Genomic DNA, 12,679 nt, shown 5'->3' with positions numbered 1-12,679 from the left:
CCTAGGCTCAGGACCCATTGATTGGTTGAGGGCAATGTGATTCAGGCTCCGCGAGGAGACTGATCATGAGCGACCTGTACTGGCTGACGGACGAGCAGATGGCGCGGCTTTCGCCATATTTCCCGAAGAGTCACGGCAAGCCGCGGGTGGATGATCGACGGGTTCTGAGCGGGATCATCTTCGTCAATAGCAACGGCTTGCGGTGGCGTGATGCGCCCAGGGAATACGGCCCGCACAAGACGCTCTACAACCGCTGGAAACGTTGGGGCGAGATGGGCGTGTTTGGCCGGATGATGGAAGGCCTTGCCGCCGAAAGAGCGGAGCCCAAGACCGTCATGATCGACGCGACCTATTTGAAAGCGCACCGCACGGCCTCGAGCCTGCGGGTAAAAAAGGGGACCTTGGGCGGCTGATCGGGCGCACCAAGGGCGGCATGAACACCAAGTTGCACGCAATCACCGACGCCAACGGTCGCCCCTTGAGCTTCTTCATCACCGCCGGCCAGATCAGCGATTATACCGGTGCGGCAGCTTTGCTGGACGACCTGCCCAAGGCACAGTGGATGCTGGCAGACCGGGGCTATGACGCCGAGTGGTTCAGGGATGCCCTCGGGCAGAAAGGTATCAAACCTTGCATTCCAGGCCGGAAATCCCGTTCTCTTCCCGTCCAATACGACAAGCGCCGATACAAGCGCCGCAACCGCATCGAGATCATGTTCGGCCGCCTCAAGGACTGGCGCCGCGTGGCAACCCGCTACGACCGATGCCCGACCGTCTTCTTCTCTGCCCTCGCTCTCGCGGCAACCGTCCTCTTCTGGCTCTGATCAACGAGTCCTGAGCCTAGCGTAACGGTATCAGAGAGCCGGGCATCCACTCCAGCACTTACACCGGTCGTCGTGGCGCTGATCTTGGCACGGCCGGTCGCCGCGCTGCGAGTGCCTACATCAATAGTACCTCCGGTCCAAACAGCTACCTTTTGGCAATCCGCGTCGGATGTAAACTGATCCAGTGCATCTGGCTCTCCAGCAGTCGCGCCAAGATTGTTGGCAACCGCAGTTGGCATTGTACCGCCACGCTCCACTTCCCCGTCCGGGAAAATGCCGTCGGCAGACGCGGCGATCTTCAACGCATTTGTAGAGCGGCGGCAGGTGCCATGAAGATTTTCAACCCGCTGCATGACGTTGGTGAGTTGCGCTCGCGCAAAGCGGCGCGTGGTCTCGGCCTGCGCGTCGCTGATGGCTTGAACCACCGGATCTGCTGACGGGTCGGGCCGGCGAGCGACGTTGACAGTCACAGTAGCGGGAGCAGAGCTGCCAAAAGCGTTCCTAAGCGTATAGACGATGCGGATGGCCCCCTCGAAGCGAGCCTGCGGAGTTACATCAAGGCGGAAGGTTCGGGCTGCATCTACCCCGCCGGCAACGAGCACGGCCGAAGCCTGTTCGGCCGGAGAGACTGCGAGGATTTCCGCCCCTCTAAACGGGCCATCCGTTGCTCCATCGGTCAACTCAATTCCCACAGTTTTGCCGTCAGTTGTGCTGGCCGTGTGAGACCGCGCAGTCGGCTTACGTGCCACAACCTGGATAACGACGGTCGCCGGCGTTGACGTCCCTCCTGGACCGACTGCTGCAAACTGGAAGCGGTCGCTGCCCTGATAGTCCGCGTCAGGCGTGTAGACTGCCAGCACCTGACTGGGGACCTGGAGCAAGGACAATGCGGCTGCTGCCATAGCGAATACGCCGCCGCCGCCACGCACCGCGAGTGTCCGCGAAATTGTCACTCGTCCATGCTGCGGCTGCGAAATGATACGGATATCGTCGTATTCGCCGGTAACAAGGCTGGACAAGTTAATGCTGACGTTTTGACCTGCCTCTGTGGTGGTATTGGCGGGGACGGAAGCCGATGTCGAATCGGCCGCAATTGGTGGCGCAGGAAGCGCAATCACGATCGTGTAGGCCGCCGTTCCGGTCGCGCCATGAGCGTCGGTGACAGTGACCGTGACGGGGTAGCTGCCGGCAGCCGTGGGCGTGCCGCTGACCGCTCCGGTCGAGGGATCAATCGCCAGACCCGCCGGCAGGCCGGTGGCGGCATACGTGTAAGGCGCGGTGCCGCCAGTGGCCGAGATCGCCTGGCTGTAGACCGAACCCACTGTGCCTCCTGGCAGCGTGCCAGCTGCAGGCGCCAAAACGAGCGTGGGTGCCGTTACGGCACTCTGGTACGGTGACCCCGCGATCGCTGTTCCGTCCAGCTTGATCTCGATGTCGTCGGTCCCCGCCATCGTAGGAACATATGTAAAAGTGTACGCCCCGCCTCCCTGATCAGTAATCCCGCTTAAGGGCACTCCGGCATTGGCACCGGTCAGGGCAGCAGTAAGTGCACCTGCCGCGCCGGCGACACCTACTCCGCTGCTGTCTTTGACCTGCACCGTCACCGTCGTGATTGCTCCGACAGTGCCGGCCGGTACTGAGGCTGATGAATGAGCCGGGCTGCGTACTCCAGTGAAGGTTACGAACACCGATCCGGAATTCGCCGTTGTGCCGTTGGCAAAGATTTGGGCATGGTAAGTCACTGATCCCGCCAACGTGCCGTTGACCGTGAACGTCGCTTGACCGCTGCCGTTGGTCGTGGTGGTAGAAGGTGTTATCGACGAGGTGCCTGCTGGACCTGCAAAAAGAGTCACCGTAGCTCCCGACAGAGGGCTCCCGGACGACAGATTGACAGTTGCAACAATCGCGATGTTTTGTCCAACCGCCACTGTTGCAGTAGACCCACCATTTACTCGAAGTGTGGATGTCGCTGGGTCTGGGGCAGTCGCGTCGAGATACTCGTTCAGCTTCGTGACGATTGCATTGGAACTGCCGGTATAGCTACTCGACGTCGTATAAGCTCCGCTGAGGACGAGTAAGCGGTGCCCACCTGTTCCGCTGAACGCAACGGCGTCTATCACGACATTCCCGTTCGGGTAACGTGAGTTCAGAACACCGGCCTCAGCATAGAGCACGCCTGCAACACGATAATACAGTGTACCGCTTGTGTTTTGAAACGAACGTTGGGTCCCCCCATCCGCAAAGCGGATTGAACCCGGATCAGCATTCAGAATGGTTGCCGTAGTGAATGTCTGTCCCGACAAGCTGCCTTGATAAGCGCGGTTAAAAGTCAGATCGGCAGCATGTGCCGAGCCAAACGCTAAGCACCCCACGAAAAGTGCTAGAATCAGTTGCACTAGCTCTTTGCAACGACGCGCTACCTTGGTGCTTTGCATGAAATGTTTGAACCCGAGCTCAACAGAATAATTGAGCTCACGTTACGCGCGAGGACATTTCAAACTTGGTGAGCAGCGCATGGTGGAAACTACGTGATGCGCTCTAGATCCACCAACTTTTGAAAGGGTGCTGCCATCTGTGGATGGCTCCCGCTGGTGCTGTCAAAGGAACCGCACCTTTGCACGCTTGAGGCGCGCTCCCTGCTCCGTTTGCCTGTTAATCAGCAGGCAAACGATAACGCATCTGGGAGCGAGCCGAGCAGTTTCGCAGGACTGACAGCAAAAGCGGCATGCATGTCGCTCTCTGAAGAAGTCGTTAGCGGCCACTGCTTCAGCGCCGGTGCATTAGCTTTGACAGCACGCTGCGGAAGACTGCGACCTCGGCGCAGGCAACACAGGGGGATTCTCAGCCGTGCACCTGTACGAGCTGGAGCTGGTCGGGGCGAAGCGGGGCTACTGACGCCAGGCGCAAACATCCTTCCGAAGCAGGTCTGACGGGTTACCGGCGAATTGAGTTTACCCACGCGCAAAGCCGCAGAGATTCGCGCAAAACCAGCGTAGTGCACCTCCGGCCAGACTCCATCTGAAGCAGGCCTGCGATGCACCTGCAGAACCGCTGTGCGTTTCTGCAGGTGCCTGCTCGCGTCCACGTGCGTCGAGCGAAGCCACCACACACAAACCGGGAATACAGCCAACCGGCCTCCGCCGGAGTGACCCACAGCAGCGAAAGCGTGCACAGAAAAACGCAGTCTGGTCGAATGGCTCAACAGGCCAGGGCGCCGGAGAAGTCTGCCGGAGATATGGCGCATGCACGCGACAAAACGCCGCTAAGGTGGTCCCGAACCCAGCCGCAAACACGCGGAACTGCGACGCTAGGGCGGCGCTCGACGAACCGGATGAAGATCCTTGAGATTCAGGTGGGGGAAGGATGGTCTCTGAACCATCGACAGGGAAGCAATCATGCGCTTCCGTACTGGCCGGAGTGCCGGCAGAGAATTCCCTGAGAGAATCCGTATCCCAGGTTCGAACTCGCCTCTCTGCACTACCGAACGGAACAGAAAGTGCGCAGTTTTGCGCCGCAGACTCGGCGAAAAACAGTGGCATTCCAATGACTTAAATGGGTGGCGGAGAGGGTGGGATTCGAACCCACGGTACGGTTGCCCGTACACCGCATTTCGAGTGCGGCGCATTCGACCACTCTGCCACCTCTCCGCAGAAGTGCCGTTGGTGGGTGTCCCACCGGTCGAGCGAAGCGCGCGGTTAGCCGAGACAGACCGCCTTGCCAAGCCCTTATCCGCGATTTCCGGGGATCGTTCCTGTCGCTCAGTTGTTACACGGTCATAGGAGCCTTATATCCGCACCATGAACCGAGCCTCATTCTTTTCGCCCCAAGCGGGCCGTCTCATCGAAGCGCCACGGAAAGCGCGGGCTCGTTTCGCGATTGGTGACATCGTTCGACATCGTCATCATGACTTTCGCGGCGTCGTCTTCGATATCGATCCTGTCTTTGCGAACAGCGAGGAATGGTATGAAGCCATTCCGGCTGACATCCGGCCGCGCAGGGAACAGCCTTTCTACCACCTCCTCGCGGAGAGTGAGGACACAAGCTACGTCGCCTACGTCAGTCAGCAGAACCTCCTGGACGATGCCGAAGGAGGCCCTGTGGATCACCCGTCGATCGCCCAGATCTTTGAAGATTACACCGGTGGGCACTACCGGATGCGGCGAGGCATGACGCACTGATTGCTTTGGCTGACTTGCTGCAAAAGCGTGTCAGCCTGCAGGCCTGACACCCCTCAAGTGAGCTGTGCCGTCTGCGCCGGCGATGATCGGCGCGGTACCCATGCTGCGCTCTACCCGCAGGTATGAAAGCTGCATTGTCTGGATATGCCAGCGCTCATCCAATTTGGCATACGTTTCCAGGTAGTGCCCCCAGCCATGATTCTGGCTGCCATCCTCCCAGATATTGTAATCCTCCAACGCCCAAACTCCTGAGGCGCTGTTCGCCCCAGTAAGCTCGATCTCCGGCATGTGCCCCTGATGGATGCTCTGCACGATCGTCATCCCCCGTGCGAAGCCCATGAAGGCGTCACGTCCCTCGAACCGGGCTCCTCCCGCACGCGTGAGGTCGACAACCACGTCGGGCGCGAAGATGCTTTCGTAAAGATCCCAGTCCTTCGTATCCAACGCTCGGAAATAGCGGGCCTTGAGCTTCTTGATCTCCTCGACGTCATCCATGAAACACACCCCTCCGCTTTTAAGGCAGCCTAGGCAGGCTGCTCTTCAAACGCCAGCAGATGCGATCAGGGCGGCAGTTGCCTCAGCTCTTCAGCTTCCAGCCTGAACGCAGCACCCGGTAAGTCACGATACTAAGAACGACGTTGAGCACGCCCAGACCAATGGCGGAGTGCAGGACGGCCATATTGGTGTCCCCGATATCGCTGGCACCCAGAAACCCGAAACGGAAACCCGAGATCACGTAAAAGAACGGGTTGAAGCGGCTGATCGTCTGAAAGATCGGCGAAAGATTGTCGATCACGTAAAATGTGCCTGAAAGCAGCGACAACGGCGCGATGACGAAATTCGTCACAGCCGCGTTATGATCGAATTTCTCGGCCCAGATTGAGGACAAGAAGCCCAAGAGCGAAAGGAAGTATGCGCCCATAAGCCCAAACCACACCACCGCCCACGGGTGCGCCATGGAAAGGCTGACCTCTGGCCAGAGCATCATCGCGAGCGCAAGTGCAAACCCGACAAGAATGCCCCTAGTGACTGCTGCGGCTGTCATTGCGAGCAGAAGCTCAAGCTCCGAAAGCGGCGGCATCAGGAAATCGATGATGGTGCCCTGTACCTTGCCAGACAGGAATGAGAAGCTCGCGTTGGCGAAGGCGTTCTGCATCATGCCCATGACAATCAGACCGGGCGCTACGAACGTGGCGAAATTGACGCCGAGCACCTCTCGCCCTCCCCGCCCGAGGGCGATGGTGAAGATCACCAGGAACAGCAGCGTAGTGATCGCGGGCGCCCAGATCGTCTGGGTCTGCACCTTGAAGAAACGCCGTACCTCCTTCATATACAGGGTCTTGAGGCCCACCCAGTTAACCTGGTTGATTACGGGCTGACCCATTGCTGGAAAGCTACGGGGCTGCGGGATGTCGGCGGGCGTGATGATCTCCGCCGAAGAGGGTTGATCGGCCATGGTGCGGGGACTATCGGCTGGCCGCTCCGCAAGCAAGGCCTGCCTCCTGCCGGCGTGAAGTTATTGATGGCCATTACGGCCCGGACGATTGGATTACGGATGAGCTGGACCGACGAGCGAATCGAGAAGCTGAGGAAGATGTGGGAAGGCGGCGCAACCGCCAGCCAGATCGCTGAAGAATTAGGCGGTGTCAGCCGCAATGCAGTGATCGGCAAGGCCCACAGACTCGGCCTCAAGGCTCGTCCCTCGCCTGTGAAGCCTAATGAAAAGACCGCGCGCCCTGCTCCGGCACCGCGCAAGTCGAAGGCGGACGATCCTGTCGAGACAGAATCGCCTCAGGAAGCCGCGCCTCCGCCGCCGGCAGCGGCTGCACCCGCTCCGGAGCGCCGTACCCCCCCTCCACCACCACCTGCAGCCGCTGCTGCTGCCGAACCGGCAACCGAAAAGCCCGCCACTCCGCAGCCGCGAATCGTTTCGGTCGGACCGGGCGGGTTCCTACGGCAAGGGCCGGGCGATCAGCAGCAGCCGATCCCACCCGCGCCGCCCCGCCGTTTGGTGCCCGCAAAGCCAAGCCCGGAAATTGCGGACAAGACCAGCCTTCTGGACCTTAACGACAGGATATGCCGTTGGCCGATGGGACACCCTGGCGAGCCGGACTTCCACTTCTGCGGTGAGAAGGTGAACCCCGGCTTCCCCTATTGTGTCGAGCACTGCGGCCGCGCGTATCAGGCGCAACTTCCGCGCGGCGCGCGCCGTCCTCCCCCGCCGATGCCCTTCGGCGGTCCACGCGTTCGCTAGAACCTGGGTCGAGAAAAGGCGATTTCCGAACTGGTGCCGCGCCTATCAGGCGGGCGCCAGTTTTGTTTCGCGCGCTCGCAACAGCATCGCACAGGCGGCCCCTGCAAATGTGAGCCCCGCCATCACGCCCATGGTCATCAGATAAGAGGACGGCGCGGGAAACTGCGCACCTCCGTCAGGCGACAAAACGGTGCGGCTCGCCAACAGCATGGCGATGATCTGAGCTCCCACCGCAGCCGCAATCCCGCGCACGACCTGCATGGAGCCCATAGCCTCACTGGTGCGATGCTGCGGCACAGTGGCGACAACGATGTTCGGCAACGCAGCCTGCAGGATCGTGGTGCCGAACGATATCACGCACAGCATGGCGATCACGAACCCGAGGACATCAGGCAGGGCCATTGCGGCGATCCAGCCAGAGGCAGCGAGCAACGCTCCGGCTGAAACAGTCGCCCGGTTGCCCATGCGCTGGATCAGCCAGCCCGCAAACGGCCCTGCGAAAAACGACAGGAAATTGGAAGGAAGCTTGGCAAGGCCAGCGACTGTCGCGGTCAACCCCAGTCCTACGGCCGTCCACCCGGGCGACTGCATGTAAGCTGAGAAGACGTAGACTATCTGCATCGTGCCCATGCCGAGCAGAACAGTGATGAGGTTCACGACGGCAAAGTTGCGGTCCCGAAAAAGACGCAGATCCAGGAAAGGTTCTTCCGCCCTCAGGCTGCGCCGCGCCCAGAATGCGAACAGCACAGCGCATACTGCAAACATGCCCAACACCTGCGGAGCAAGCCAGCCGGACTGCTTGGTTGCGCCGATCGCATACAACATGAGAGCGATGGCGGGGACTGGCAGCAGCCCCTCTACCCAGTCGATCGGCCGCCGGGTCGGCGTGCCGGGGCGGTCCGGCACGAAAGCTGCGATAGCTGCGATTGAGATAGCCAGCATGATGGCGCTTGCCCAGAACAGCGCGTGCCAGTCCAAATTATCGACGATCACGCCGCCCAGGACCAGTCCCGACGCTGCGCCGGCTCCGAGCGCCGTTGTCAGCAGGCCGATGCCCATGGGCACCTTCTCTTCCGGCAAACTTTCCCGCACGATGCCAATCGAGAGAGGCAACACGACGGCCGACAGTCCCTGGAGCGCACGGCCGACAAGCACCACGGCGAAGCTCGTGCTCATGGCGCTCAGCACGGACCCTACAAGCGCCAGCGCCAGCAGTACCAGCACCAGCCGTTTGCGTCCGCGGATGTCTCCAAGCCGCCCGACGACCGGCGAAGAAGCCGCAGCGATAAGCATGTGGATGGTCACCAGCCAGCCCACCCGCATAGGATCGCCGAACTCACTGATGAGGGTAGGAAGCGCGGCATACACCATCGACGCTTCGAACGTGACGGTCATCTCCGCGATGAAAAGCGCGCCAATGATAAGTGCCGGAACCGACCGCATCGGGTCTCCTCTCCATGGGCCGGCTTGCCTGCCGGCTGCTTTTGCAGAATGCCTACGCAACATGGGTGGCACACGGCAAGGGCTTTGGCAGCATGGGTTGCGGCCACGCACCGGCAGGGCATGATCTGCTGCATGGCAAAACGATTCGCTTACCTGCTCGCCCTTTCCTTCACCTGTCTTGGAAGTGCGGCTCCGGCCTCCGCGCAGGCGCCCTCGCCCGCCACCTCTGACCACGTCGCAATCGCCACCACCGCGGGCACGATCACCGTCGATCTGGACAGTGAGCGCGCTCCGCTCACCACTGCCAACTTCCTCAAGTACGTGGATCAGAAGCGCCTCGACGGTACGAGCTTCTACCGCGCCATGCATCTGGACTGGGGCGACCCGCCCAATGGCCTGATCCAGGGCGGCACGGGCAATGACCCCAAGCGCGTCCTGAAGCCGGTCCCTCACGAGCCGACCAGTGCCACCGGTATCCTGCACAAGCGCCGCACGATTTCCATGGCCCGCTTTGCTCCTGGCACCGCCACTGGCGACTTTTCGATACTCGTTTCCGATCAGCCCGGTCTGGACGCCCAGCCGGATGCACCCGATCCGGATTCTCAAGCCGGGTTCGCTGCCTTCGGCCAGGTGGTCGCGGGCATGGACGTGGTAGACAAGATCTGGGCCATGCCGCGTTCCCCCATCAAGGGTGAAGGTGTGATGAAGGGGCAAATGCTGGAGCCGCCAGTCAAGATCGTCAGCGTGCGCCGCGTCCAGCCGGCCACGGCAGTCGAGAAGAGGGAAGCGCCTGCCAGCCTTCCGACCGGAAGCCCTGCTCCACTGGCGCCTGAAAGGGCTTTGCAACCCCTGTCCGGCGGTGCCGCGACCCGCTGACATGCTGCATGCGCATACCGCGTGGTGGGCGCACTACCTGTTTGACCTCGCCGCCTGGGTTGGTGCTGCGCTTACCGCGCGCTGGCAGTACCGACGCTGGCCCGATCAGGCTGAGGCGCTCGCCCGCATCACCACGCCTTCCTACTTCGTCGTCCTGGCGCTGGGCGGCGTGGCAGGCGCATGGCTCGCGGGCTCTGCCAATTCCCTGCGCGCGATCGTCGCGGCACCCTCGCACAGCCTTGCCGGTGCGTTGGCTGGCGCTATCGTGGCAGTCGAGGGCTGGAAGGCCCTGCATGGCGTACGTGGCTCCACAGGTGGGGCCTTCGCCCTCCCGCTTGCGACCGGCATAGCCATAGGCCGACTGGGCTGTTTCTTCACCGGACTGCCAGACTTCACTTACGGCATACCGACGGAGGTGCCGTGGGCGGTCGACTTCGGCGACGGGGTGGGCCGACACCCTGTTCAACTCTATGAAGCAGCAACGATTGCAGCTTTCGCCTTGCTTCTGGTGCGGGCGCGACTGCGCGGCGCCGATTGGGCTCGAGATCACGCTTTCCACGCGCTGGTGCTGGTCTATGCTGGGCAGCGGTTCGTGTGGGAATTCTTCAAGCCTTACCCGACGCTCGCCGGACCGCTGAACCTGTTTCACTTCCTCACGCTGGGATTGGCCGCTTATGCAATTCTCTGGTGGCGACGCGACGGCGCTGCTCGCGCAATCGGCTGAAGCGCCTGCGCGCAAGGTCGCGCCTTATGTGTTTCATAGCCAGACGACGTCTCTGTGTGCCGAATGCCTTGAGCCGGTGCCTGCAAAGGTGATTCTTGAGGACGAGCGCGTCTACTATCTCAAGCGCTGCCGTGAACACGGCGTGCAGAAGGTGCTGATCGCCGACGACGTGGACTATTGGCGCCGGCAGAAGGATTGGCTCAAGCCCGGAGATCGCCCTCTGAGTACGCAGTCCCGCACGGAGGCGGGCTGCCCCTTCGATTGTGGGTTGTGCCCCGACCACGAGCAGCACTCCTGCCTCGCCATCATCGAGGTCAATCAGGCTTGCAACTTGTCCTGCCCGGTGTGCTTCGCCGATGCGGCAGATATCGCGGGAAGCCATCGGCCGCTTGCCGAGGTCGAGGCCATGCTGGACGCCCTGGTCGCAAGCGAAGGTGAGCCCGACCTCGTGCAGCTTTCCGGCGGCGAGCCAACCATTCACCCGGACTTCTTTGCAATTCTGGACGCGGTCAAGGCGCGCCCCATTCGGCATGTGATGATCAACACGAACGGGGTGCGGATCGCACAAGATCCGGAGTTCGTCGACCGCCTGGCCACTTACGCGCCACGCCTCGAGGTTTACCTTCAGTTCGACTCCCTGCGCGACGAGGCCCTGATGAACCTGCGCGGCGCGCGCCTCTCGCGAATACGCCGACAAGCCCTGGAGGAGTTGGAGAGGGTCAACCTTTCCACCACTCTGGTTGCCGTCATCAAATCAGGTGTCAATGATAACGAGGTAGCGGACATCGTTCGCCACGCGCTGGAGTGGTCTTGCGTCCGGGGGGTTACATTCCAGCCGGTCCAGGACGCGGGACGCAACGAACACTTTGCGGCTGAACAGCGGATCGTTCTGACGCAACTGCGGCGCAAAGTCGCCGAAGCGGGCGTGTTCACGCTGGAGGACATGATCCCCCTGCCCTGCAACCCTGACCAGATCTGCATCGGCTATGGCCTGAGACAGGGGGCTTCCGTCACTCCCGTCACTTCCCTTCTGCCACGGGAGTTGATCCTGACGGGGCCGAACACGATCAGCTACGAGGCGCATCCGGCTTTGCGAGACGCTATCAATGGCCTTTTCAGTCTCGCTACCGCCCAATGCAACACGGAAGAGAAGCTGGCGAGCGTCCTGTGCTGTCTGCCGCACGCGATGGTCCCGGAAGAAATCAGTTATGCCAATTCCTTCCGGGTCGTGATCCTGCAGTTCCTGGACCGGCACAACTTCGACCTTGCCACCGTCAAACGCAGCTGTGTCCACTTTGTGACTGGAGCCGGGCAGATCATTCCTTTCGACACTTACAACACGTTCTATCGTGAGGGCGCAGAAGGCGCCGGCGTGTTGGCTCGCCACCGGGGCCAGCCAGCAACGGAACCGCAGTAATGCGGGGCCTGCTAGGAGCGCTGCTGCTCGCCTGCGGCGTGCTTGTGGCCGGCCTGAGCGGACTATGTACGCTGGTGATCCTTAGCAGTTCGTTGATCGACAGCGGACCCGAGGTGCAAGGAATATTCCCGGTGGCGCTGGGCTTCGGAGGCATACCCTGCCTGATCGGACTTGCCATGATCTGGCTGGGCCGCATCCTGTTGCGCAAGGCGGAGGAAGCCAAAAAACGGCGAGATCAGTCGGACATATTTGAATGAGGTCTGCTCACTTGTCCTGCGAGGGACCTTTCAGGAGCGGATAGGGGTTGATCGCTCGCGCATTCTGGTGCCATCCCGATGCGGGATCCGCTTGCCAGATGGCGAAGTGCAGATGCGGTGCCTCCGGCGACGCGTTGCCGGTACTGCCCACCGTCCCCAGACGCTCGCCACGATGAACTGACTGACCTTCCCGCAGGCCGCGCTGGTACTGAGCGAGATGCGCGTAATAATAGATCGTGCGCCGGTCCTGCGAGCGAACATAGATCGTGTTCCCGCCAGCCTCAGACTGGAACAACCTTTCAATCCGCCCTGCGGCGGCGGCAAGCACTGGAGTACCTTCAGCGGCCGGAATATCGATCGCATCGTGCAGACGTTCGCCCGAAGCCCTTGTCTGCGTGAATGTGTCCACGAGGCCGTCCGCTTCGACGCCGGCCACTGGCAGTTGGAGCGCCGCGCCCTGCCTCCCGACAGGTATGTTTCGGGGCCGAGCGCTCTGCGGGCCCGCACCCGTCAGACCGCCCAGAATTCCGCTGCCTCCAACTTTGCTGCCATGCGCGTCTTTAACGGCTCCAAGAGATTGCGCGCTCCGGTGATCAGCGTTGATATGGTCGTTGAACAGCCAGGCACCGAGAGCGACCCAGAACGCCGAGGTCAACGCAATCGCAATGGCAACCGCGCGCCACATTCCGGGCCACTCTGGTGTCATG

Annotated in this window: 12 protein-coding genes and 1 tRNA gene; 7 read left to right on the top strand and 6 right to left on the bottom strand. The window is 61.5% G+C overall.

Features of this window, described 5'->3' with window-relative positions:
• Positions 1-65 precede the first annotated feature (65 nt).
• Positions 66-823, top strand: a protein-coding gene (locus tag ABUH87_RS00995) for an IS5 family transposase (protein WP_367767727.1) whose coding sequence is annotated in 2 segments (ribosomal slippage) — positions 66-399 and positions 399-823 — 759 coding nt in all. Because the reading frame shifts where the segments join, the coding sequence is not laid out codon by codon here.
• On the opposite strand, the gene ABUH87_RS00990 is transcribed toward ABUH87_RS00995, so the two are convergent.
• Together ABUH87_RS00990 and ABUH87_RS00985 are read right to left on the bottom strand one after the other, a co-directional pair.
• Positions 754-2,676, bottom strand: coding sequence for a putative Ig domain-containing protein (locus ABUH87_RS00990; protein ID WP_367768023.1), 1,923 nt, complete (start codon positions 2,674-2,676; stop codon positions 754-756). The genes ABUH87_RS00995 and ABUH87_RS00990 overlap by 70 nt on opposite strands.
• Before the next feature lie 1,704 nt (positions 2,677-4,380).
• A tRNA-Ser gene (locus ABUH87_RS00985) sits at positions 4,381-4,470 on the bottom strand.
• A gap of 150 nt (positions 4,471-4,620) precedes the next feature.
• Between ABUH87_RS00985 and hspQ the strand changes: the two genes are divergently transcribed.
• Positions 4,621-5,001 (top strand): heat shock protein HspQ, encoded by a 381-nt coding sequence (gene hspQ, locus ABUH87_RS00980; protein ID WP_367768021.1) that lies wholly within the window; start codon positions 4,621-4,623, stop codon positions 4,999-5,001.
• A gap of 30 nt (positions 5,002-5,031) precedes the next feature.
• Here the strand turns inward: hspQ and ABUH87_RS00975 are convergent, their stop codons facing one another.
• Together ABUH87_RS00975 and ABUH87_RS00970 are read right to left on the bottom strand one after the other, a co-directional pair.
• Positions 5,032-5,496: a nuclear transport factor 2 family protein gene (locus ABUH87_RS00975; protein ID WP_367768019.1), complete on the bottom strand. Its 465-nt coding sequence runs from the start codon at positions 5,494-5,496 to the stop codon at positions 5,032-5,034.
• A gap of 82 nt (positions 5,497-5,578) precedes the next feature.
• Positions 5,579-6,457, bottom strand: coding sequence for an ABC transporter permease (locus tag ABUH87_RS00970; protein ID WP_419956650.1), 879 nt, complete (start codon positions 6,455-6,457; stop codon positions 5,579-5,581).
• Positions 6,458-6,556: 99 nt separating this feature from the next.
• On the opposite strand from ABUH87_RS00970, the gene ABUH87_RS00965 reads away from it, so the two are divergent.
• Positions 6,557-7,255: a GcrA family cell cycle regulator gene (locus ABUH87_RS00965; protein ID WP_367768017.1), complete on the top strand. Its 699-nt coding sequence runs from the start codon at positions 6,557-6,559 to the stop codon at positions 7,253-7,255.
• Between the two features lie 45 nt (positions 7,256-7,300).
• Here ABUH87_RS00965 and ABUH87_RS00960 read toward each other — a convergent pair whose 3' ends face one another.
• On the bottom strand, positions 7,301-8,698 hold the full coding sequence (locus tag ABUH87_RS00960) for an MFS transporter (RefSeq protein WP_367768015.1): 1,398 nt from the start codon (positions 8,696-8,698) through the stop codon (positions 7,301-7,303).
• Between the two features lie 132 nt (positions 8,699-8,830).
• On the opposite strand from ABUH87_RS00960, the gene ABUH87_RS00955 reads away from it, so the two are divergent.
• The 4 genes from ABUH87_RS00955 to ABUH87_RS00940 are packed head-to-tail and all read left to right on the top strand — an operon-like array spanning position 8,831 to position 11,972.
• On the top strand, positions 8,831-9,574 hold the full coding sequence (locus tag ABUH87_RS00955) for a peptidylprolyl isomerase (RefSeq protein WP_367768013.1): 744 nt from the start codon (positions 8,831-8,833) through the stop codon (positions 9,572-9,574).
• Position 9,575: 1 nt separating this feature from the next.
• Positions 9,576-10,298, top strand: a complete 723-nt coding sequence (locus ABUH87_RS00950) for a prolipoprotein diacylglyceryl transferase family protein (RefSeq protein ID WP_367768011.1) — start codon at positions 9,576-9,578, stop codon at positions 10,296-10,298.
• Positions 10,249-11,715: a radical SAM protein gene (locus ABUH87_RS00945; RefSeq protein ID WP_367768010.1), complete on the top strand. Its 1,467-nt coding sequence runs from the start codon at positions 10,249-10,251 to the stop codon at positions 11,713-11,715. The genes ABUH87_RS00950 and ABUH87_RS00945 overlap by 50 nt, the downstream gene beginning before the upstream one ends.
• Positions 11,715-11,972, top strand: a complete 258-nt coding sequence (locus ABUH87_RS00940; RefSeq protein ID WP_367768008.1) for a hypothetical protein — start codon at positions 11,715-11,717, stop codon at positions 11,970-11,972. Before ABUH87_RS00945 ends, ABUH87_RS00940 begins: the two co-directional genes overlap by 1 nt.
• Before the next feature lie 7 nt (positions 11,973-11,979).
• Here the strand turns inward: ABUH87_RS00940 and ABUH87_RS00935 are convergent, their stop codons facing one another.
• Positions 11,980-12,678 (bottom strand): M23 family metallopeptidase, encoded by a 699-nt coding sequence (locus tag ABUH87_RS00935; RefSeq protein WP_367768006.1) that lies wholly within the window; start codon positions 12,676-12,678, stop codon positions 11,980-11,982.
• Position 12,679: the final 1 nt, after the last annotated feature.

Source organism: Novosphingobium rhizovicinum (assembly GCF_040813635.1).
Taxonomy (GTDB): Bacteria; Pseudomonadota; Alphaproteobacteria; order Sphingomonadales; family Sphingomonadaceae; genus Novosphingobium; species Novosphingobium rhizovicinum.
This window is presented reverse-complemented; position numbering and strand designations above follow the sequence as displayed.